Annotated in this window: 21 protein-coding genes; all 21 read left to right on the forward strand. The window is 66.6% G+C overall.

Annotated elements, in window-relative coordinates; all coding sequences use genetic code 11:
- The first annotated feature begins 95 nt into the window (after nucleotides 1-95).
- Entirely contained in the window at nucleotides 96-1,394 is a 1,299-nt protein-coding gene (locus tag HLA98_RS04615; protein WP_057500886.1) for an ABC transporter permease, read from the forward strand.
- A 1-nt stretch (nucleotide 1,395) separates the two neighbouring features.
- Complete coding sequence (locus HLA98_RS04620) at nucleotides 1,396-2,595, forward strand: ABC transporter permease (protein ID WP_057500885.1); 1,200 nt, start codon at nucleotides 1,396-1,398, stop codon at nucleotides 2,593-2,595.
- Nucleotides 2,596-2,724: 129 nt separating this feature from the next.
- Entirely contained in the window at nucleotides 2,725-4,122 is a 1,398-nt protein-coding gene (locus tag HLA98_RS04625; RefSeq protein WP_057500884.1) for a cytochrome ubiquinol oxidase subunit I, read from the forward strand.
- Nucleotide 4,123: 1 nt separating this feature from the next.
- A complete protein-coding gene (cydB, locus tag HLA98_RS04630; protein WP_057500883.1) occupies nucleotides 4,124-5,137 on the forward strand; it encodes a cytochrome d ubiquinol oxidase subunit II in 1,014 nt (337 codons plus the stop codon).
- A gap of 214 nt (nucleotides 5,138-5,351) precedes the next feature.
- Nucleotides 5,352-6,092, forward strand: a complete 741-nt coding sequence (locus tag HLA98_RS04635) for a beta-ketoacyl synthase chain length factor (RefSeq protein WP_057500882.1) — start codon at nucleotides 5,352-5,354, stop codon at nucleotides 6,090-6,092.
- The gene (locus tag HLA98_RS04640; RefSeq protein WP_049443742.1) at nucleotides 6,085-6,882 is read left to right on the forward strand and encodes a lysophospholipid acyltransferase family protein; all 798 of its coding nucleotides are present in this window, start codon (nucleotides 6,085-6,087) and stop codon (nucleotides 6,880-6,882) included. The genes HLA98_RS04635 and HLA98_RS04640 overlap by 8 nt, the downstream gene beginning before the upstream one ends.
- A complete protein-coding gene (locus HLA98_RS04645) occupies nucleotides 6,869-7,126 on the forward strand; it encodes a phosphopantetheine-binding protein (RefSeq protein ID WP_046983475.1) in 258 nt (85 codons plus the stop codon). Before HLA98_RS04640 ends, HLA98_RS04645 begins: the two co-directional genes overlap by 14 nt.
- Before the next feature lie 18 nt (nucleotides 7,127-7,144).
- Nucleotides 7,145-7,402, forward strand: a complete 258-nt coding sequence (locus HLA98_RS04650; RefSeq protein WP_057500881.1) for an acyl carrier protein — start codon at nucleotides 7,145-7,147, stop codon at nucleotides 7,400-7,402.
- A gap of 22 nt (nucleotides 7,403-7,424) precedes the next feature.
- A complete protein-coding gene (locus HLA98_RS04655) occupies nucleotides 7,425-7,976 on the forward strand; it encodes a COG4648 family protein (RefSeq protein WP_057500880.1) in 552 nt (183 codons plus the stop codon).
- Complete coding sequence (locus HLA98_RS04660) at nucleotides 7,969-9,654, forward strand: ApeI family dehydratase (RefSeq protein ID WP_057500879.1); 1,686 nt, start codon at nucleotides 7,969-7,971, stop codon at nucleotides 9,652-9,654. Before HLA98_RS04655 ends, HLA98_RS04660 begins: the two co-directional genes overlap by 8 nt.
- Nucleotides 9,644-10,414, forward strand: a complete 771-nt coding sequence (locus tag HLA98_RS04665; RefSeq protein ID WP_057500878.1) for a glycosyltransferase family 2 protein — start codon at nucleotides 9,644-9,646, stop codon at nucleotides 10,412-10,414. The genes HLA98_RS04660 and HLA98_RS04665 overlap by 11 nt, the downstream gene beginning before the upstream one ends.
- Before the next feature lies 1 nt (nucleotide 10,415).
- Nucleotides 10,416-11,357, forward strand: a complete 942-nt coding sequence (locus tag HLA98_RS04670) for a lysophospholipid acyltransferase family protein (RefSeq protein WP_057500877.1) — start codon at nucleotides 10,416-10,418, stop codon at nucleotides 11,355-11,357.
- Nucleotides 11,347-12,897, forward strand: coding sequence for an HAL/PAL/TAL family ammonia-lyase (locus HLA98_RS04675; RefSeq protein ID WP_057500876.1), 1,551 nt, complete (start codon nucleotides 11,347-11,349; stop codon nucleotides 12,895-12,897). The genes HLA98_RS04670 and HLA98_RS04675 overlap by 11 nt, the downstream gene beginning before the upstream one ends.
- Entirely contained in the window at nucleotides 12,884-13,315 is a 432-nt protein-coding gene (locus tag HLA98_RS04680; protein WP_049443727.1) for an acyl-CoA thioesterase, read from the forward strand. The genes HLA98_RS04675 and HLA98_RS04680 overlap by 14 nt, the downstream gene beginning before the upstream one ends.
- On the forward strand, nucleotides 13,312-13,941 hold the full coding sequence (locus HLA98_RS04685) for a LolA family protein (RefSeq protein WP_057500875.1): 630 nt from the start codon (nucleotides 13,312-13,314) through the stop codon (nucleotides 13,939-13,941). The genes HLA98_RS04680 and HLA98_RS04685 overlap by 4 nt, the downstream gene beginning before the upstream one ends.
- Nucleotides 13,934-16,288 (forward strand): MMPL family transporter, encoded by a 2,355-nt coding sequence (locus HLA98_RS04690; RefSeq protein ID WP_057500874.1) that lies wholly within the window; start codon nucleotides 13,934-13,936, stop codon nucleotides 16,286-16,288. The genes HLA98_RS04685 and HLA98_RS04690 overlap by 8 nt, the downstream gene beginning before the upstream one ends.
- A 144-nt stretch (nucleotides 16,289-16,432) precedes the next feature.
- A complete protein-coding gene (locus tag HLA98_RS04695) occupies nucleotides 16,433-16,990 on the forward strand; it encodes a DUF3261 domain-containing protein (RefSeq protein WP_057500873.1) in 558 nt (185 codons plus the stop codon).
- Nucleotides 16,990-18,174 (forward strand): beta-ketoacyl-ACP synthase, encoded by a 1,185-nt coding sequence (locus HLA98_RS04700; RefSeq protein ID WP_057500872.1) that lies wholly within the window; start codon nucleotides 16,990-16,992, stop codon nucleotides 18,172-18,174. Before HLA98_RS04695 ends, HLA98_RS04700 begins: the two co-directional genes overlap by 1 nt.
- Nucleotides 18,171-18,626 (forward strand): hotdog family protein, encoded by a 456-nt coding sequence (locus HLA98_RS04705; protein ID WP_057500871.1) that lies wholly within the window; start codon nucleotides 18,171-18,173, stop codon nucleotides 18,624-18,626. Before HLA98_RS04700 ends, HLA98_RS04705 begins: the two co-directional genes overlap by 4 nt.
- The gene (locus HLA98_RS04710; protein WP_057500870.1) at nucleotides 18,623-19,354 is read left to right on the forward strand and encodes a 3-ketoacyl-ACP reductase FabG2; all 732 of its coding nucleotides are present in this window, start codon (nucleotides 18,623-18,625) and stop codon (nucleotides 19,352-19,354) included. The genes HLA98_RS04705 and HLA98_RS04710 overlap by 4 nt, the downstream gene beginning before the upstream one ends.
- Entirely contained in the window at nucleotides 19,354-20,592 is a 1,239-nt protein-coding gene (locus HLA98_RS04715) for a beta-ketoacyl-ACP synthase (RefSeq protein WP_057500869.1), read from the forward strand. The genes HLA98_RS04710 and HLA98_RS04715 overlap by 1 nt, the downstream gene beginning before the upstream one ends.
- The last annotated feature ends 149 nt before the right edge of the window (nucleotides 20,593-20,741 follow it).

Here is a 20,741-nt window from a genome sequence, read left to right on the forward strand (position 1 = left end):
TTCACAATCAGAGACTCTCAACCATCAGCTTCCACGGGTTGGAGTGAGAATCACATGGACAGGTGCGCCAGTAAGTCAACACCGGATGCAGTTGGATGATGCTCTACTACATCCAGCTTTCGCTTGCCCGATTCAAGCAGCGAATCGGCACTCATCTGGCAATCGCTCTCATGCTGGGTGCAGGGGTAGGGATCACGACTGTGATGCTCTCCATTGTTTTCCAGGCATCGTCCGATCCCGCACCAGACCGGAGCTCGACATTGTTCCGCCCGTACCTTGACGCGCGTCCAGATGCACTCCGCAGTGGTTCTCCGGATTCTGGTCAGGCACTGACCTGGCCAGACGCGAAGGCGCTTCTGAACCAAGGCGGGACGTGGAAACAGGCAGCTATGGCAGGGGGGGCGGTGACGCTCTCCCGGCCGGGAGAGTCCAGCGCAAGACTGCGCGCCAGGTTCGCCACGTCCGAAGTCTTCAGTGTCCTTGGCATTGCCGTTGTTCAAGGGCGGGCATGGACTGCCGAGGAGGGACATGCTGCGAGTCGAATGGTGGTCCTGTCGCGTGCGCTCGCCAAGCGTGAGTGTGCACAGAACTGCGTTGGTCATCCGTTGGAACTGGGCAGACGCACCTACACCGTAGTGGGTGTCGCGGAGGATTGGCATCCGGTGCCGATGTTTCAGGGAGATCTCACACGCCGGCCGTTTGTAGAGCCTGACGAGATCTACCTGCCAGTTGAAACCGCAATCGCGGACAAGTTGACTGTTGTGGACGGGACGGCGATCTGGGGTGGTGACCAGGACACGGATCTTGCAGGGGGGAACGTTTCATGGCTTCAACTGTGGGCGTGGCTGCCTACCGCAGATGATGTCGCCGCCTACCGCGCGGGTCTGAACGCCTATGCGCAGGCAAAGGGCCTTCGGACCGCGCCAGGTACCCAACAGGTGGCACTCTGGCCGTTGATGGAGTGGCTGGACAGGCTGGGACTGGTTCCGGAGCGGGCCAGGATGCAGCTTCGGCTGTCACTGATCCTTCTCGGTGTGTGCGTCGTCAATGCGGCGGCACTGCTGAGCTTCAGTCTGGGGCGCCGTAGGCGGGAGCTCGCGATACGACGTGCACTGGGAGCGCGACGCCGGGACGTGTTCGTCCAGCTCATGTGGGAATCCATCGCGGCGGGAGTCGCAAGCAGTGCACTCGCTGTCGGCACCTATGCACTGGGAATCCGGGTGGTTGCTGCGGGAGACGTTCTGCCCAGCGCGATCACAGCGATGCATGCTGGGGCAATGCTGATGGCGGCTGCCCTGGGAGTCGTCACGACGTTGCTCTGCTCATTGGTCCCATCGTTTGAAATCTGCAGGGTCAGCTCACTGTCGAGTGCCTTCGCGAAGGGAGCTGCCTGAAATGTTCGAATCGATGAGGGAGACCCGACGACACCTGGGAAGCGCCGCACTGCTTGCAGTGCAGGCAGCGCTTGCAAGCCTGGCATGTGCGTTCGCACTGCAATCTACGCTGGACAGCTTCGCCAGATTGAACACCGGGAGCATCCGGGAGGCAGCATCGATTGGTGTGGTCAGAGTCTCGGATGTCGAAGAAGGCGCGGATGAAGCAGTGCTGCGGGCAGACCTGTCCGCGATCCGGCTACCCGGTGTTCAGGGCGCGGCTGTGAGCGACTCCGTTCCGTTCGGGGGAAGAGCTCATCGATACGGCGTGTGCACCAGCGAGTCGGCCATGGCGCACTCGATGAGCTCCGGCACGACAGACATTGCTGGATGTGATCGCATTCCCGTGGTAACTGCCAGCACTGGCTTGCTGGCGATGCTGGGCGCGGGAATCGTCCTGGGGCGGGATGCCGCAGAGGACGACATGCTTGAAGGCGCTCCGGTGGTGCTGATAAGTGAAACGCTGGCTGCACATTTGTTCGGAACGGAGAGTGCTGTTGGCCGCCACCTGTACTTCGGCCCCGGCAGCAGCCGGGTCGTCGTGGGCGTATTTGCGTCTGTTGCTGGGCCGGCGCCAGGAGGCAATGAGCGAGACTCGCAGTGGGCGTTGCTTCCGGGCCTTCCCATGGGCGCGAGTCGCTATTATCTGGCGAAGTGGAGGTCTATGGTCGATCGTTCATCGCTTGATCGCATTGTCGATGCGCTGCAACGGCCTTATCGGATCGTGAATCCGACCGGTGTCGAGACGATGGCGGGATATCGCGACGCCTACGTCAAAGCTGATCGCTTCGCTACGACCGTGCTCGCGGTCATGACGGCCGTTGTTCTCGGTGTGCTGATGGCCGGAATTTCCGGAGTTGTAGGTGCATGGCTTGATCGACGCCGGCACTCCATCGCAATCCGACGCACTTTGGGTGCGCGCGGATCTGTGATCTTTGCCGAAATCATGTTCGAGGTTTCACTGTTCACCACGTTGGGCGCCCTGCTCGGTGCGTCGTCGTTGCAGTGGGTAGGGTCGCCGCAGGACGGCATCACAGGTTCACCGTGGTTCTCGATATCGAGCGCTGTCGTGCTGGTGATGGCGGCCTGCTTGACTGCACTGGTACCCCGGGCCCTGCGAATCGCCAAGGAGCCGCCCTTGACCTTGCTGAAGCCTCTGTAGCCCATTCATCCTGTAATTCGGGTCCCCCTGCGACAAAGTGAAGCAGCGCGTCACCCGGTCGCATCCCACCTTAACGAAATCCTCCTAAAGTGGTCCGGTATCCCACCGGTCTCAGGCAGGAGGCGTCCCTTGGACGCGTTGTTGTTGTCCCGGATCCAGTTCGGATTCGTCATCAGTTTCCACGTGCTGTTCCCCGCCTTCACCATCGGTACGGCCAGCTGGCTGGCCTTCATCGAATGGCGTTGGCTGCGCACGAAGCTGCCCGTGTGGCGCGAGCTGTATTTCTTCTGGCAGAAGATCTTCGCGGTGTCGTTCGGCATGGGCGTGGTCAGCGGCATCGTCATGGCCTTCCAGTTCGGTACCAACTGGCCGCGGCTGAGCGAGGTGGCCGGTACCGTCATCGGACCGCTGCTGACCTACGAGGTGCTGACCGCGTTCTTCCTGGAAGCCAGCTTCCTCGGCGTGATGATGTTCGGCTGGGGCCGGGTCTCGCCGCGCCTGCATTTCCTGTCCACCTGCATGGTCGCGCTGGGCACGCTGTTCTCCACGTTCTGGATCCTGTCGTCCAACAGCTGGCTGCATACCCCGGCCGGCTACGAGATGGTCAACGGCATCGTGCATCCGGTGGACTGGTGGCAGGTGGTATTCAATCCGTCGTTCCCCTATCGCCTGGCACACATGGCGCTGGGCTCGTTCATCACCACCTGTTTCGTGATCGGTGGCGTGGGCGCGTGGTACCTGCGCAAGGGCACGCACGTGGAAGCGGGACGGCGCATGCTGATCGCGGCGGTGGCGTTCGCCGCACTGACCGTGCCGGTGCAGATCTTCGTCGGCGACATGCATGGCCTGAACACGCTCAAGCACCAGCCGATGAAGATCGCGGCGATGGAAGCGCACTGGCATGAAACCAGGGAAGGCGAGGGCGTGCCGCTGGTGGTGTTCGCGCTGCCGAACGAGAAGGAGGAGCGCAACGATTTCGAAGTGGCCATCCCGAAGCTGGGCAGCGTGATTCTCACCCACAGCCTGGACGGCACCTTCGATCCTCTCACCTCGGTGCCGGCCAGCGAGCGCCCGCCGGTGACGCCGGTGTTCTTCGCCTTCCGCATCATGGTGGGGCTGGGCACGTTGATGCTGCTGTTGGCCTGGGTGTCGGCCTTCCAGTTGTGGCGGAAGAAGCTGCTGGATTCGCCGTGGCTGCTGCGCGGCTGGAACTGGATGCTGCCCAGCGGTTTCATCGCGCTGCTGTCGGGTTGGTTCGTTACCGAGATGGGCCGCCAGCCGTGGGTGGTGTATGGCGTGCTGCGCACCGCCGATGCAGTGGGCCCGCAGAGCGCGTGGATGACCGCGCTGTCGCTGGGCGTCTACGTGGTGGGCTACGCCTTCGTGTTCGGCTGGGGCATCTGGTACCTGGTGAAGATCCTGCGCCACGGGCCGCAGCCCTATGCCGAAGGGCCGTCGCTGGACCACGGCAGCCACACCCCGGCGCGTCCGTTGTCGGCCGCCGACGAACCGCTGGAGGAGCGCTGACATGGACCTGATGACCTGGCTGCCGGTGGCATGGTTCGCGGTGATCGGCTTCGGTGTGCTGATGTACGTGGTGCTGGACGGCTTCGTGCTCGGCATCGGCATCCTGGCCCCGTTCGCCGAGGACGAGGATCAGTTGGACCTGATGATGAACACCGCCGCGCCGATCTGGGACGGCAACGAGACCTGGCTGGTGCTCGGTGGCGCCGGCCTGCTGGCGGCGTTCCCGAAGGCGTACGCGGCGCTGTTGTCGGCGCTGTACCTGCCGGTGCTGCTGCTGGTGGTGGCGCTGGTGTTCCGCGGCGTGGCCTTCGAGTTCCGCTTCAAGGCACATCGTTCGCGCCGGCTGTGGAGCGTGGCGTTCGGCCTCGGTTCGCTGCTGGCCACGTTCGCCCAGGGGGTGATCCTTGGCACCCTGGTGCAGGGCATCCCGCTGGTGGACGGTGCCTACCACGGCGGCCCGTTCGCCTGGTTCAGCCCGTTCGCCATGCTGACCGGTGCCGCGCTGGTGGCCGGTTATGCGCTGCTGGGCAGCACCTGGCTGATCCTGAAGACCGAAGGGCGCGTGCAGGCGCTCGCGCGGCAGATGACCCGCCCGCTGGTGGTGGCGGTGATCGCGGCGATGGGCCTGGTCAGCAGCTGGTTGCCGTTCCTCGATTCGCGCCTGATGGAACGCTGGTTCAGCGACGGCAACTTCTGGTGGCTCTCGCCGGTGCCGTTGCTGACCCTGGCGGTGGCTGCCGCGCTGTGGCGCAGTGCCACTCATCCGCGCCGCGATCTGCCGCCCTTCCTGCTCAGCCTGGCCCTGTTCGTGCTTGGCTTCCTTGGCCTGGTGCTGGGCATGTGGCCGTACCTGCTGCCGCCGTCGATGACGCTGTGGCAGGCCGCCGCGCCGGCGTCTTCGCTGGGATTCACCCTGGTCGGGCTGGTCATATTGCTGCCAGTCATCCTCGGCTATACAGCGTGGTCCTACCGGGTATTTCGCGGCAAAGTGCACGCTGACGCCGGCTACCACTGAGAACCCTGCGCGGGAACTGCGGCTGGCCGTTCCCGCGTTGTTGTTTGTGAAGACTGCATTCCCTGCGTTGGACGTGATAGCGTGCGCTCCTTTCCGGCAGCCAAGGGGGTAGCCGGCAACGTCCTGGACGGACGCACGGCTGCAGGAAGGGGGAGCCGCGCGTCGCCTTGAGTGGCCCGTGCCTATCGTTCCCCCAGTGAAACACCACCGCTAGATGATTGAATTCTCCGTCGTCGACTGGGCCGCCTGGGCGCCTGGCCTGACCGAGCGCAGCCAATGGCTGCGCTGGGCCGATGCGCCGTTCCTGCCCGTGGGCGAGGGCGCGCCAGCGCTCACCGAAATCCCGGCGATGCAGCGTCGGCGTATCGAACGGCTGGGCCGGATGGCGATCCAGGCCGCATGCTGGTGCGAGGACGCGCAGGGTGCCGACAGCCAGGTGCCCTTGGTTTTCGCCAGCCGACATGGCGATGTGCCCCGCTCGATGGATCTGCTGGCATCGCTGGCAGCCGAAGAACCCCTGTCGCCCACGACCTTCGGGCTGTCGGTGCACAACGCCATTGCCGCCCTGTACTCGATTGCCCGTGGTCATCGCGGCAACTACCTGGCGCTGGCCGCGGGCCGGGCCACGGCGGAAGCCGCCTGCCTGGAAGCGGTCGGTCTGCTGGCCGACGGCGCCCGTGAGGTGCGTGTGGTGGTGTACGAATCGCCCCTGCCGGGCATATACGCGCCGTTCGCCGACGAACCCGACGTGTTCTTCGCATGGTGCTGGCGTCTCACCCAGCCCCGCGAGGGCTGCCCAACCCTGTCACTGCGCTGGGAACCGGCGGGTGCTGCCGAGGGCGTGCCGGGCCATCTGCCGCACGCACTGGACCTGCACCGTTTCCTGTTGTCGGGGATGCCGGCGCTTGAGCATGTAACGCAGGGACAACGCTGGTCCTGGGGCCGCCGTGGCTGAGGGGCTGCGCCGCCTCGATCATGCCTGGCGTGTGTTCGGCACGGCGCTGTGCTTTCTTGCTTTTGGGCTGGGCGGGCTGGTGCTGGGGACGGTGGTAATGCCGCTGCTGCTGCTGATGCGCGACCCACTCGCGCGCCGCCGCCGTGCCCGCCGCCTGGTCCAGCTCGCCTTTGCCGGCCAGCTGCGGCTGATGCGCAGCCTGGGTGTGATGACCTGCGAGATCGAAGGGCGCGAACGCCTGCAGCGCGACGGCCTGCTGGTGCTGGCCAACCATCCAACACTCATCGATGTGGTCTGCCTTGTGTCATTGCTGCCCAACGCGGACTGCGTGGTCAAGCGCGCGGTAGCCAGCAGCCCGTTCATGCGCGGTGCGGTGCGGGCCGCCGGCTACATTGCCAACGACGATGGGCCGGGCCTGGTCGATGACTGCGTGAAGGCGGTCCGTGCGGGTGGCAGCCTGGTCATTTTTCCGGAGGGCACCCGCAGCGTGCCCGGGCAGCCACTGCGGCTGCAGCGCGGCGCCGCCAACATCGCCGTCCGCGGCCGTCTGGACATCACGCCGGTGCGGATCACCTGTACTCCGCCGACCCTGGCCAAAGGGCAGAAGTGGTATCGTATTCCCTCACGTTGCTTTCACGTTCGGCTGCAGATCGGCGAAGATATCCCGATCTCGACATTTCTGGTCGAAGACGACTCGCCAGGAGGGAATGCCCTGGCGGCACGTCGCGTCACCGAGCACCTTTCCCGTTACTTCGACCTATCTGGAGACCCCACCCGTGCAAGCACTTGAGCACGAGATCAAGGTATTGATCATTTCCTCGCTTTCACTGGAGGACATCACGCCGGAGGATATCGATCCGGTTGCGCCGCTGTTCGTCGAGGGCCTTGGCCTGGATTCGATCGATGCGCTGGAACTGGGCCTGGCGCTGCAGAAGAAGTACGGTGTGAGCCTGTCATCCGACTCGGAAGAGACCCGCCGCCATTTTTCCAGCGTGCGCGCGCTTGGCGAGTTCGTCGCCGCCCATCGGTCGTAACCGGTGCCAGGAACTGCCATGACCAAGAATGAACTGTTCGATCGCATCGTTTCCATCCTCACCGACAGCTTCGAGATTGAACCGGCCCGGATCACGCCCCAGGCCCGGCTGAACGACGATCTGGACATTGACAGCATCGATGCGGTCGATCTGATCGTTCAGCTCAAGCCGTTGCTGGGTCGCAACCTGCAGCCGGAAGCATTCAAGACCGTGCGTACGGTGCAGGACATCGTCGATGTGACGCATGGCCTGCTGCCGGACCAGGCGGCCGCCTGACCGCAGCGCGAGCGTCGTTCCCATGGCACGCGCACGCACGGTGGCGGTGGCTGCGATCTCGTTGGCCTATCCGCTGCTGGTCTATCTGGCGATGGGCCGTTTCGAGCCGCGCTGGTCGTCGCTGCTGTTGTTCGCGCTGGCCCTGCTGCGGGCACTGGGCGCGCGGCAACCGGTGTGGTGGGGCGCGGCAGCGGGTGCCGGCCTGCTCGCAGTGCTGGCGACGGTACTCAACCAGGCGCTGCCATTGAAGCTGTACCCGGCGCTGGTCAATGCCGTAATGCTGGTCGTGTTTGCCGGCAGCCTTCGATTCGGTCCTCCCGTGGTCGAGCGCCTGGCCCGCTTGCAGGAGCCGAACCTGCCTGCGTCGGCGGTGCCCTATACCCGTCGCGTCACCCAGGTGTGGTGCGGCTTCTTTGTCCTCAACGGCAGCCTGGCCCTGCTGACCGCGCTGTATGCGTCGGACCGGGTCTGGATGCTCTACAACGGTTTGCTGGCGTACGTGTTGATGGGAATCCTGTTTGCGGGTGAGTGGCTGGTGCGGCAACGGGTCAGGGCGGTGCATACGCATGGCTGAGTGGATTGCCCTGGATCGGCTGCTGCTGGATGCGCGGCCGCAACGCCCGGTCGGTGTCTGCGACGGTGTGCTGCTCGACCACGCCGGGTTCCACCGGCGCGTGCTGGCGTGGCGCTCGGCCTTTGCCGCTGCCGAGGGGCGCGACTGGGCCCTGTACTTCGACGATGCCGTGGCCTTCGCTGCAGCGCTGTACGGTGCCTGGCATGCCGGCAAGCGGGTGTTCCTGGCGGCTGACAACCTGCCGGCCACGCTGCAGGCCCTGCAGTCACAGGTGAGTGGTTTTGCTGGCGATGTCCCCGCCGACTACCGCCCGCTGGCGGTGGTGGATGCAGAGGTGGACGGCACGTTGCGGATGCTGGACGAGCGCGCCTGCGAGCTGTGCGTGTTCACCTCTGGCAGCACCGGCCAACCCAGCGCGATCAGCAAGCGCCTGGACCAGCTGGCGCGCGAAGTCGACGCGCTGCAGGCTGCGTTCGGTGCGCAGCTGGAAGGGGCGGAGGTGCATGGCACGGTTTCGCACCAGCACATCTACGGGCTGCTGTTCCGTGTGCTGTGGCCGCTGGCCGCCGGTCGCCTGATTCATCCGCGCCGGTTCTTCCATGAAGATCTGGTGGCGGCGCTGTCCGGTACCGAAACAGTGCTGGTGGCCACCCCGGCCCACCTCAAGCGCCTGCCCGAACAGCTGGATTGGTTCAGCCTGCATGGCCGCCTGCGCGCAGTGTTCTCCTCCGGTGGCCCGCTGCCTGAAGAAGCGGCGCGGCAGGTGCGGCAGTGGTTGGGCGTGGCTCCCACCGAGGTGTATGGCAGCAGCGAGACCGGCGGCATCGCCTGGCGTCGCTGGGAAACCGACCTGCCGCCGTGGCAGCCACTGCCGGGCGTGCAGTGGCGGATCGAGGAGGGATGCCTGGCCGTGGCGTCGCCACACCTGGAGAACGCCGGCTGGTGGCGCACCCAGGACCGCGTCGAAGCGCTGGCCGATGGGTGTTTCCGCCTGCTGGGCCGAACCGATCGCATCGTCAAGATCGAAGAGCGGCGTGTCTCGCTGGATGCGCTGGAACGTGCGCTGCGCGAAGACACCGAAGTGGAGGATGCACGCGTGCTGGTGCTGCCGGGCCAGCGCGAGCAGCTTGCAGCGGTGGTGGTGCCGGCAGATGCCGCGTTGCTGGACGGTGGTGACGCGGCGCGTCGTGCACTCGGCCAGCGCCTGGGTGCGCGGCTGGCCCACAGCCACGACGCAGTGACCCGTCCACGTCGCTGGCGACTGGTCCAGTCGCTGCCATTCAATGCGCAGGGCAAGGTCACCCAGGCGGCGCTGGCGGCACTGTTCCAGCCGCTGATGCCGGTACCGCTGTGGGATCACCGCGATACGTCCAGCGCGACATTGCGCATGACCCTCGACCCGGCGCTGCGGCCGTTCCAGGGCCACTTCCCGCAGGCACCCATCCTGCCCGGTGTGGCCCAGCTGGACTGGGCGGTGCGTTTCGGCCGCCAGGCGTTCGCGATGCCGGCGGGTTTCCTGCGCATGGACGCGGTGAAGTTCCAACACGTCGCGCGGCCGGGTGACGTGCTGACCCTGCATCTGGACTGGGATGCGGCGCGTGGCGTGCTGGGTTTCCGCTTTACCTCCAGCCACGGAATGCACTCCAGCGGAAAAGTGGTGTTCGCCGATGCGGATTGATTCCTCCAGTGCCAGTGCCGCGTTCGCGCCATTGGTGGTGATTCCTGTCTACGACCACGAACATGCGATCGCGGCGGTGGTCGACGGCGTGCTGGCTTCCGGCCTTCCATGCCTGCTGGTGGACGACGGCTCACATGACGCGTGTGCGGCAGTGCTGCGTTCGCTGGCGCAGCGCCAGGGGGTCGACCTGCTGCGCCTGGACATCAACCAGGGCAAGGGCGGGGCGATGCTGGCCGGTTTCGCCGAGGCCCACGCGCGTGGCTACAGCCACGTGCTGCAGATCGATGCCGACGGCCAGCACGATACCAGCGACCTGCCACGTTTCATCGAGGTATCGCGTGCCCATCCGGATGCAGTGATCTGTGGTATCCCGGCCTACGATGCCAGCGTACCGAAGGCACGGCTGTATGGCCGCTACGCCACCCACATCTGGGTCTGGATCAATACGCTGTCGCTGCACCTGCGCGACACCATGTGCGGCTTCCGCGTGTACCCACTGCCACCGGTTCTGCGCGTGGCCGGCGAAGAGACCATCGGCCGGCGCATGGATTTCGATACCGAGGTGATCGTGCGCCTGTACTGGCGGCAGGTGCCGGTCGAGCACCTGGCCACGCGCGTGACCTATCCTTCCGATGGCGTGTCGCACTTTGATATGTGGCGCGACAACGTACGCATCACCCGCATGCACACCCGCCTGTTCTTCGGCATGCTCTGGCGCGCACCGCGCCTGCTGCGCCGCCGCCTGCGGGGGCAGCGCTGAAATGGCGACCCCTCAGGGTGCCCCGCACTGGGCCGATATCGGTGAATCCACCTCGGTGGCCGGCGTGCTGGTCCTGTACTGGGTGCACCGCTGGTTCGGGCGCTGGCCGTTCCGCATGTGCGTGTGGCCGGTGGTGGCCTGCCACTGGCTGGGCAACCGCGTTGGCCGCGAGGCCTCGATGCAGTATCTGCAGCGGCTGCAGGCCTACAGCGGCGTGCTGGGTCGCGCGCCGACCCGGCGCGACAGCCTGCGCCACTTCTTTGCATTTGCCGACACGATGCTGGACAAGATCCTCGGCATCGGTGGGCGCTATCCGCCCGAACGCATCCACCTGCATCGCACCCCGGTGCTGGAGAGGATCGCGCAGCGCGAAGGCGGGCTGATCCTTACCGCGCACATCGGCTGCCTGGAACTGTGCCAGGTGCTGGCCGAGCGGGTCCCCGGCCTGTGCATTACCGTGTTGGTGCATACCGCGCATGCGCAGCGCTTCAATCGCCTGCTGCGCCGGCTTGATCCGCTTGCAGCAGTGGAACTTGTGCAGGTCACCGAAATGGGGCCTGCCACGGCGATGATGCTGGCCGACAAGGTGGCCGCTGGCGGTTTCGTGGCCATTGTCGGCGATCGCACGCCGGTCGGTGGTGGGCGCTGCCTCAGCGCCGATTTCCTCGGGCATCGTGCGCCGTTCCCCATCGGTGGGTATGTACTTGCCGCCGCACTGGGCTGCCCGGTCTACACCATGGCCTGCCTGCATGAGGGCGAGGGCTATCGGGTCGTGTTCGAGCCGTTCGCCGATCGCATCGTGCTGCCACGGGGGTCGCGTGATGCGGCATTGTCCGCGCAGGTGCAGCGCTATGCGGGCTGGCTGGAACAGCAGGTCATCCAGTCGCCGCTGGACTGGTTCAATTTCTTCCCCTTCTGGGATCAGGCTCCGCATGACGACTGACGCCTTACCTGTGTGCCGCTTTGGCGATGCACCCTTGACCATCGAAGACGTGGTTGCCCTGGCCCGGCGCCGTTGCGAAGCCGCGTTGAGCGAGGCGCCGGCGTTCCGCGCGCACATCCAGCGCGGTGCCGACTTCCTCGACGGCCTGCTGCGCGATGACGGCGTCATCTACGGTGTGACCACCGGCTACGGCGACTCGTGCACGGTGAACATTCCGCCGGCGCTGGTAGCGGAACTGCCGCACCATCTGTACACCTACCATGGTTGCGGCCTCGGCCGTTACCTGGACCCGGTCGAGACCCGCGCGGTGCTGGCCGCGCGCCTGGCCTCGCTGGTGCGTGGCATGTCCGGTGTCAGCGTACCGCTGCTGGAAGGCCTGGCTACGCTGCTGCAGCACGATGTACTGCCGCTGATTCCGGCCGAAGGTTCGGTCGGTGCCAGCGGTGACCTGACCCCGCTGTCCTACGTGGCGGCGGTGCTGTGTGGCGAGCGCGAGGTGCTGCACGACGGCCGCGTGCAGCCAGCGGGCGAAGTGCTGGCGAAGATCGGCATGGCGCCACTGAAGCTGCGGCCGAAGGAAGGCCTGGCAATCATGAACGGCACCGCGGTGATGACCGGCCTGGCCTGCCTCGCCTGGCAGCGCGCCGACTATCTGGCACGCATGGCCACGCGCCTGACCGCCTTCAATGTGCTGGCCAGCGACGGCAACGCGCACCACTTCGACGAAGACCTGTTCGCAGCCAAGCCGCACCCGGGCCAGATGCGCATTGCCGCGCGCCTGCGCAGCGACCTGCACAGCGAGCGCCCGCCGCGCAATGAACAGCGCCTGCAGGACCGTTATTCGCTGCGTTGCGCACCGCATGTGATCGGCGTGCTGGAAGACAGCCTGCCGTTCCTGCGCCAGCTGATCGAAACCGAACTGAACAGCGCCAACGACAATCCGCTGATCGATGTGGATGGCGAGCGCATCCTGCACGGCGGCCACTTCTACGGAGGCCACATCGCGCTGGCGATGGATACCCTGAAGAACACGGTCGCCAACATTGCCGACCTGCTCGACCGCCAGCTGGCGCTGGTGGTCGATGCGCGCTACAGCCATGGACTGCCGGCCAACCTGTCGGCCGCCACCGGCCCGCGTGCGGCCATCAACCATGGCCTGAAGGCACTGCAGATCAGCGTTTCGGCGTGGACTGCCGAAGCACTGAAGCAGACCATGCCGGCCAGCGTGTTCTCGCGGTCCACTGAATGCCATAACCAGGACAAGGTCAGCATGGGCACCATCGCCGCGCGCGACTGCCTGCGCGTGATCGAACTGACCGAACAGGTGGTGGCCGCGATGCTGGTGGCTGCCCGCCAGGGCCTGGCGCTGCGCGAACGGGTTGGCCTGAACGCGCAGCTGCATGGCAGTCTGGCCGATATGTACGCCGACCTGGGGCAGCGCATTGCCCTGGTCGAAGAAGACCGCGCGCTGGATCGCGAACTGCGGGACCTGCTGATGGAGATCCGCGCGCAACGTTGGGAGCTGTATGCCGGTGAATGAAGCAATCGAACGGGTGGCCGAAGTTGCGCTGGCCCCGGCCTTCCATGACTGCGACCCGATGAACGTGGTCTGGCATGGCCATTACTTCAAGTACTTCGAGATCGCGCGTTGTGCGCTGCTGGGTCGTTACAACTACGACTACCCGCAGATGCTCGAATCGGGTTACCTCTGGCCGGTGGTCGATGCACGGGTGAAGTATGTGCGCCCGCTGCTGTTCAACCAGCCGCTGCGCGTGGTCGCGCGCCTCGTGGAATGGGAGAACCGGCTGAAGATCGACTATGAAATCCTCGATGCGCAGAGCGGCCAGGTGCTGACGCGCGCAATGACCATCCAGGTGGCGGTGGACGCGGCCAGCAGGGAAATGCTGTACCAGTGCCCGCCGGTACTGTGGGAACGCCTGGGAGTGCCTGCGCCATGAACCGAGCCAACCGTTTCGCGCGTGCGCTGCTGTGCACGGTGTTGCTGGTGGCCGCACCGCTGGTGCAGGCCGCCGATCCGGCCATCGACGCGATCACCCAGGCGGTGGCGCGGCCGGACGTACTGCGTGGCCAGTTCACGCAGGAAAAGCAGGTCAGCGGCTTCAGGAACCCATTGCGCTCGCAGGGCCGGTTCGTGGTCGCGCGCCAGCATGGCGTGATCTGGACCACGCTGAAGCCGTTTCCCTCCGAGGTGGTGGTCACTGCCGACCGCATCCTCAGCCGCCAGCGTGACGGCAGCACCCGCGTCGAGCTCGATGCGCGGCAGCAGCCGGCGATGCGCTCGGTGAACGCGATCATGTTCGCGCTGATGAGTGGCGACGTGCAGGCGCTGTCCGGACCGTTCACCGTGACGGTCAGCCGCGAAGGGCAGGGTTGGCGGCTGCAGCTGACGCCGAAGTCGGCGATGCTGGCCAAGGCGTTCCAGTCGCTGACTCTGCAGGGCGACCGTTACGTGCGCCAGGTCGAGATTGTCGAGGCCAGCAAGGACCGCACGCTGATCCAGTTCAACGCGCTCAGCGAGGCTCCGGCCGCGCTCAGCGCAGACGAGGCGCGCCGCTTTGAGTGAGGACGTGGCGTTGAATGCACCGGACCGGTTGCGCCGCTGGTGGCATTGGCTGGGCATCGCCTGGCTGGTGCTGCTGCTGGCGCTGGGCGTGCAGCAGTGGCACCTGTGGAGCCAGCAATCGCGGATCGACACCGACATCCTCGCGCTGCTGCCGCAGGACGCGCATGACCGTCTGTTGAGCGACGTCACCCGGCGCATCGCCGATGGCAGTTCGCGGCAGGTGGTGGTGCTGCTCGGCAGCAAGGACGGCGCTGCCGCCAAGCGTGCGCAGGCCGCGTTTGCTGCGGCCATGGCCAAGGACGCCGATCACGCGTTGCTGGTACCCAGCGGCTCGATCGAAGGCTGGTTCGATGAGGCACGCGCGTTCTACGCGCCGTACCGCGACCGCCTGCTGACTCCGGCCCAGCGCGAGCAGCTGCAGGGCGGCGAACCGGGCGCGTTGGCCGAGCAGGCGCTGGCCGCGCTGTACGGCCCGATGGGGGCCCCACGTCTGACCGAGTGGCGGCAGGATCCGCTGTCGCTGTGGCCGCAATGGTGGCAGCAGCAGGCCCAGGGCGCGGGCCTGCGGCTGGGCGATGATGGCCTGCTCGACGCCGAAGGCAGGCACTGGGCTGCACTGCAGTTCGATACGCCGGGCTCGGCGTTCAAGCTCGATGGCGAGCGCCATCTGGATGGATTGCTGGAACGCGCCGGGCAGGCGGCGAAGGCTGCCGCTACGGACCTGGAGATCCTGCATGCGGGCGTGCCGCTGCATGCCGAAGCGGCGGCAGTGCAGGCCAACCGGGAGATCAATACCATCGGCTGGGGCTCGCTGGCGGCGGTGCTGCTGCTGGTGTGGCTCGCGTTCCGCTCGCTGCGTCCGATCCTGCTGGTGGCCACGTCGCTGCTGATCGGCTGTGGCGTGGCGCTGGCGGTGACCGTGCTGGTGTTCGGCAACGTGCACGTGTTGACCCTGGTGTTCGGTGCCTCGCTGGTGGGCGTGGCCGAGGACTATGGCATTCACTGGTTCGCCTCGCGCCAGGCCGAGCCGGCTGATCGCCGCTGGAAGCTGCTGAGGCACCTGCTGCCTGGCCTGTGGCTGGCGCTGCTGACCAGCGCACTGGCCTACCTGGCGCTTGGCCTGACGCCTTTCCCGGGCCTGCGCCAGATGGCGCTGTTCTCGGTGGTCGGCCTGGCGGCCGCGTTCCTGACGGTGATCTTCTGGTTCCCGTGGCTGGATGGTGGTGAAATCCGACAGACCCGTTTCTCGCAGTGGCTGGGCAGCACGCTGGAGCGATTCCCGCGTCTGCATGGTCGCCGTGCGGTGACGCTGTTCGTGGTCATCACGCTGGCGCTGTCTGCGATCGGCATCGCCCGCCTGCAGAGCAACGACGACCTGCGCAGCCTGCAGTCCTCGCCGCCGGCATTGATGGCACAGCAGATCCGCCTCAGCCAGCTGCTGGGCATGCCCAGCCCGGCGCAGTTCTACCTGGTGCAGGGTGTGGATGCCGCGCAGCTGCTGCAGCGTGAGGAAGCATTGACCGGGCGCCTGCGTGTATTGGCCAACGACAAACGCATTGGTGGCTACCGCGCGATCAGCGATTGGCTGCCGTCGCCATCGCGCCAGCAGGCCGATGCCGCGCTGACCGCGAAAGTGGAACCGGGTGTGCTGTCGGCCGTGTCCGAGGCCGTGGGCGAGCCGCTGCAGCGACCGCAGTTCGCGAATGCGCCGCTCACCGCCGAAGCCTTCCTGGCCTCGCCGGCCTCGCAGCCGTTCCGCCACCTGTGGGTGGGCGACGTGGGCGGGCAGATGATCAGCGTGGTGATGGTCGATGACCTCTCGCGTGCCGATGCGCTGGCCACCCTTCAGGGCGCGGCCGAAGGCCTGCCGGGCGTGCGCTGGGTGGACCGCACTGCCGATTTCTCGCAGCTGCTGGGTCACTACCGCAAGCTGATGGGAGGGCTGCTGCTGGTCGGTATCGCGCTGGTGTTCGGCGCGCTGTGGCTGCGCTACCGCCGCCAGGCCTGGCGAGTATTCGCGCCGACGCTCATTGCCGGTGCGCTGACCCTGGGTTTGCTGGGCCTGTTCGGCCAGCCGCTGCAGCTGTTCAACGTGCTGGCGCTGATGCTGCTGCTGGGCATGGGCATCGACTACGGCATCTTCCTGATCGAGCACCGCGGCGATGCCAGCGCATGGCTGGCGGTGTGCGTGGGCGCGGCCAGCACCTGGCTGTCGTTCGGCCTGCTGGGGCTGTCGCAGACCCCAGCGCTGCGCGCCTTCGGCCTCACGTTGCTGTTCGGCATCGGCCTGGTCTGGCTTATCTCGCCGTTGTTCCGACCGTCACCCCATGCATTGCCGCCGTCCTGAATCGGAGCGCTGGCGCCTTGGCCCGACGCTGGCGCGACGACCACTTCGGGAACATCATCTATCCCCCCTCGACCCGTATCCGGAAGGGCGTTACATGAACAATCCCATCAACAGCGGCTGCCGTACACGTGTGCTGGAGGCCGCGTGCCGCCGCTGATCGTGCGCAGCATTGCGGCGCTGCTGCTGTGCGCGCTGCTGTCCGCCTGCGCCGGGCGCATGCCAAGGCCGCAGGTCGAGCTGCCGCCGCTGCGGTTGGCCCCGTCCAGCCTGCCGACGCCACTGGCGCTGCAGCAGCAGCTGCATTTCCGCTTCGGGCGCCACGAACGTGATCTCGATGCTCTGCTGGAAGCCGATGCGCAGCAGGTGCAGCTGGCGGTGCAGGCCATGGGCCAGACCGGCGTTCGTCTGCGCTGGGATGGCCGGCAGTTGACCGAACAGCGTGCATCGTGGTTGCCGCCGCAGGTTCGCGCGGAGCGTGTGCTGGACGATCTGCAGTTCGCGCTGTGGCCGACGGCCGCGATCGCCGCCGTGTTGCCGCCTGGCTGGCAGGTCGGTGATGACGGCCACCAGCGCAGTCTGTCGCGCGACGGTACGGTGTGGCTGCAGCTGCAGCGCCTGCAGGATGGCAGCCTGCAGCTGGACAACCGCGCAGAAGGCTACGCGCTGCGCATCGAATCGATCGATATGGCTGGGCAGGACTGATGGACACTGCCGTTTTCCTCAACGACCTGGGCATTGTCTGCGCGCTGGGCGAGGGCCGCGCGGCGGTGGCGGAGGCGATGTTCGCCGAGGTGCCGGGTGGGCTGAGCAACAACGACAGCCTGTTGCCGGGGCGGACCCTGGCGTTGGGGGAGGTGTGCACGCCGCTGCCGACGCTGGACGAACTCCCGCTGGCCCTGCGTGGGCGCAACAACGCGCTGCTGGCGGTTGCGCTGGCGCAGATCGCGCCTGCGGTGGCCGCGGCCATCGCCCGCTATGGCGCCGAGCGCGTGGCTGTGGTGATGGGGACCAGCACTTCGGGTATTGGCGAAGGCGAGCGGGCCATGTGCTCCCACGCCAGCAACGGTCATTGGCCGGCGGACTACGATTACGCGCAGCAGGAAATGGGAACGGCCGCGCAGTTCGTGCGGCTGCGCAGTGGTGCGCAGGGCCCGGCATGGACGCTGTCCACGGCATGTTCATCCAGTGCCAAGGCCCTGGTGTCGGCTGCGCGCCTGTTACGCGCCGGGGTGGTCGATGCGGTCATCGCCGGTGGCGCCGATTCTCTGTGCCGCTTTACCGTGGCGGGTTTCAGCGCGCTTGAGTCGGTGTCCGCGCTGCGCTGCAATCCGTTCTCGCAACATCGATCCGGCATCAACATCGGGGAAGGCGCCGCGCTGTTCCTGCTCACCCGCGACATCGGCCCGGTGGCGCTGGCAGGATGGGGTGAATCCTCCGACGCCCACCACATGTCCGCACCCGACCCACAAGGCCAAGGCGCCATCGATGCGCTGCGGCAGGCACTGAAGCGCGCTGTCTGGTCGCCCGCCGATGTCGATTACGTGAACCTGCATGGCACCGCCACCGACCACAACGACGCCATGGAAAGCCTGGCGGTTTCGGAGGTGCTCGGTACCGATGTACCGGCCAGCTCGACCAAGCCGCTTACCGGGCATACGCTCGGCGCCTCCGGCGCGATCGAGGCGGCATTGTGCTGGATGATGCTGGCCGAGAACCCGCTGCAGCGGCTGCCACCGCACTGGTGGGATGGCGCCGTGGATGAGGCGCTGCCGGAACTGTCACTGGTGGCACCAGGCACCCGCCTGGCACGCCCGCTGCGACGGATACTGAGCAACTCGTTTGCCTTCGGCGGCAGCAATGCGGTGTTGGCACTGGAACGCCGATGAACCCTCTCTACGCGATCGAGGAAGTGGTGCCACATCGCCAGGACATGTGCCTGCTGCAGCGGATACTGCGATGGGACCAGGACAGCATCGAGGCCGAACTGGTGGTACCCGGGACGGGTCTGTTCATCGAGAACGGTGAAATGCCGGCCTGGATCGGCATCGAGTACATGGCGCAGGCGATTGCCGCCTGGTCGGGGTGTCGCGCGCGTGCGGCTGGCGCAGCGCCGCCGCTGGGCTTCCTGCTCGGCAGTCGGCGCTACAGCAGCCTGCGCAGTGGTTTCCCGAGCGGAACCTGCCTGCGTGTGCAGGCGCGTCGCGAACTGCTGGGCGACAATGGGCTGGGGATGTTCGCCTGCCGGATCCTGGCGGGCGAGGAAGAATGGGCGGTTGCCAACGTGTCGGTGTACGAGCCGCTCGACGCGAAGGCCTATCTGGAGAGTGGACAGGCATGACTGGGAATCGATGCGTGCTGGTGACAGGCGCCAGCCGGGGGATCGGCCGCGCCATTGCGCTGCGTGTTGCCCATGACGGATTCGATGTAGCGGTGCATTGCCGCAGCCGGGTGGACGAGGCACAGGCCGTGGTCGCCGAGATCCAGGCGCTGGGCGTGCAGGCGCGCGTGCTCACCTTCGATGTGTCCGATCGTGATGCCGCCCGCGCGGCGCTGGAGGCCGACGTGGACGCGCATGGCGCGTATTACGGCGTGGTCTGCAATGCGGGCATCGCCCGCGACGGCGCTTTCCCGGCGTTGTCGCCGGAGGATTGGGACCAGGTCATCCACACCAACCTGGATGGCTTCTACAACGTGCTGCATCCGTTGATCATGCCGATGGTGCGTCGGCGCAAGCCGGGCCGCATCGTCACCCTGTCGTCGGTGTCAGGCATTGCCGGCAACCGTGGCCAGGTGAACTACAGCGCGGCCAAGGCCGGCATCATCGGCGCTACCAAGGCCTTGGCACTGGAACTGGCCAGCCGCCAGATCACGGTCAACTGCGTGGCGCCGGGCCTGATCGAGACGGAGATGCTCAACGAGGAAGTGGTGGAGCACGCGCTGAAACTGATTCCTGCCGGCCGCGTTGGTCGTCCCGATGAGGTGGCGGCGACGGTGGCCTTCCTGCTGTCCGAGCCGGCCGGCTACATCACCCGGCAGGTGATTTCGGTCAACGGAGGCATGCTCTGATGGGCATCGACCATCGCGTGGTGGTGACCGGTGCCGCCGCCATCAGTCCGCTCGGCCACGACTGGCCGACCATCCACGCGCAGTTGCGCAGCGGCCGCAACGCCGTGCGCGCGATGCCCGAGTGGGATGTCTATGCCGGGCTGAACACCAGACTGGCCGCACCGGCGCAGCCGTTCCAGCTGCCGCCGACCTACAACCGCAAAAGCACCCGTTCGATGGGCAAGGTGGCGATCATGTCGGTGCGTGCCACCGAAATCGCCCTGCACGAAGCGGGGCTGCACGACCATCCGGTGCTGCGCAGCGGGCGTACCGGAGTGGCCTATGGCTCCTCCTCCGGCAGCCATGAGGCCATCGGCGAACTCGGCCGCATGCTCAACGAGTTCACCACCGATGGCATCAGCGCCACCACCTACCTGAAGATGATGAGCCACACCGCACCGGTCAACATCGGTGTGTTCTTCGGTCTGTCCGGGCGCGTCTACACCACGTCCAGTGCCTGTACATCCGGCAGCCAGGGCGTCGGCGCGGCCTATGAGGCAATCCGCAGCGGCAAGCAGACGGTGATGGTGGCCGGCGGTGCCGAGCAGCTGGACGCCGCCGCGGCTGCCGTGTTCGACACCTTGTTCGCGACCAGCGTGCAGAACGACGCCCCGCAGTCGACGCCCCGCCCGTTCGATGCCGGCCGCGACGGCCTGGTGCTGGGCGAGGGCGCGTGTACGCTGATCCTGGAAGACCTGGAGCACGCGCAGGCGCGTGGTGCGACCATCCTTGCCGAGGTGGTGGGGTACGGCACCAACAGCGACGGCCAGCACGTCACCCAGCCCAGTGCGGACACCATGGCCCAGGCCATGCGCCTGGCGCTGGAGGATGCCGGACTGGACGCGGCGCAGATCGACTACGTCAACGCCCACGGTACCGCGACCGAGCACGGCGACATCGCCGAAACCCAGGCTACCGCGCAGGTGTTCGGCTCGCGGATGCCGATCAGCTCGCTGAAGAGCTACGTCGGGCATATGCTGGGCGCCTGCGGTGCATTCGAGGCCTGGGTGAGCATCGAGATGATGCGTGCCGGCTGGTTTGCCCCGACCCTGAACCTGGTGGATGTCGATCCGCGCTGCGGCCAGCTGGACTTCATCACCGGCCAGGGCCGCGAACTCCAGGCCGAGTACGTGATGAGCAACAACTTCGCATTCGGGGGCATCAACACGTCCCTGGTGTTCCGTCGCTGGGGCGAGTGATCCCGCAGCCGCCAGGTGTGCGAGTGGCTGAACGCCACCGCCACATTGCTGAACCCCGCAGGGGAAACGCCGCCGATCGCGCCGCCATCGTCGGCTGACGGCTTTCCCCGGTGTCGGCTTTCCGACACAATCATGGCTCTTCCCGGGTT

The organism is Stenotrophomonas africana (genome assembly GCF_013004645.1).
Classification (GTDB): domain Bacteria; phylum Pseudomonadota; class Gammaproteobacteria; order Xanthomonadales; family Xanthomonadaceae; genus Stenotrophomonas; species Stenotrophomonas africana.

Coding starts and splice junctions, on each gene's coding strand:
- HLA98_RS04635 (WP_057500882.1), top strand. CDS start 5,352: ATGATTGAATTCTCCGTCGTCGACTGGGCCGCCTGGGCGCCTGGCCTG.
- HLA98_RS04675 (WP_057500876.1), top strand. CDS start 11,347: ATGACGACTGACGCCTTACCTGTGTGCCGCTTTGGCGATGCACCCTTG.
- HLA98_RS04705 (WP_057500871.1), top strand. CDS start 18,171: ATGAACCCTCTCTACGCGATCGAGGAAGTGGTGCCACATCGCCAGGAC.
- HLA98_RS04655 (WP_057500880.1), top strand. CDS start 7,425: ATGGCACGCGCACGCACGGTGGCGGTGGCTGCGATCTCGTTGGCCTAT.
- HLA98_RS04710 (WP_057500870.1), top strand. CDS start 18,623: ATGACTGGGAATCGATGCGTGCTGGTGACAGGCGCCAGCCGGGGGATC.
- HLA98_RS04615 (WP_057500886.1), top strand. CDS start 96: ATGATGCTCTACTACATCCAGCTTTCGCTTGCCCGATTCAAGCAGCGA.
- cydB (WP_057500883.1), top strand. CDS start 4,124: ATGGACCTGATGACCTGGCTGCCGGTGGCATGGTTCGCGGTGATCGGC.
- HLA98_RS04715 (WP_057500869.1), top strand. CDS start 19,354: ATGGGCATCGACCATCGCGTGGTGGTGACCGGTGCCGCCGCCATCAGT.
- HLA98_RS04620 (WP_057500885.1), top strand. CDS start 1,396: ATGTTCGAATCGATGAGGGAGACCCGACGACACCTGGGAAGCGCCGCA.
- HLA98_RS04665 (WP_057500878.1), top strand. CDS start 9,644: ATGCGGATTGATTCCTCCAGTGCCAGTGCCGCGTTCGCGCCATTGGTG.
- HLA98_RS04650 (WP_057500881.1), top strand. CDS start 7,145: ATGACCAAGAATGAACTGTTCGATCGCATCGTTTCCATCCTCACCGAC.
- HLA98_RS04670 (WP_057500877.1), top strand. CDS start 10,416: ATGGCGACCCCTCAGGGTGCCCCGCACTGGGCCGATATCGGTGAATCC.
- HLA98_RS04685 (WP_057500875.1), top strand. CDS start 13,312: ATGAACCGAGCCAACCGTTTCGCGCGTGCGCTGCTGTGCACGGTGTTG.
- HLA98_RS04700 (WP_057500872.1), top strand. CDS start 16,990: ATGGACACTGCCGTTTTCCTCAACGACCTGGGCATTGTCTGCGCGCTG.
- HLA98_RS04660 (WP_057500879.1), top strand. CDS start 7,969: ATGGCTGAGTGGATTGCCCTGGATCGGCTGCTGCTGGATGCGCGGCCG.
- HLA98_RS04680 (WP_049443727.1), top strand. CDS start 12,884: ATGCCGGTGAATGAAGCAATCGAACGGGTGGCCGAAGTTGCGCTGGCC.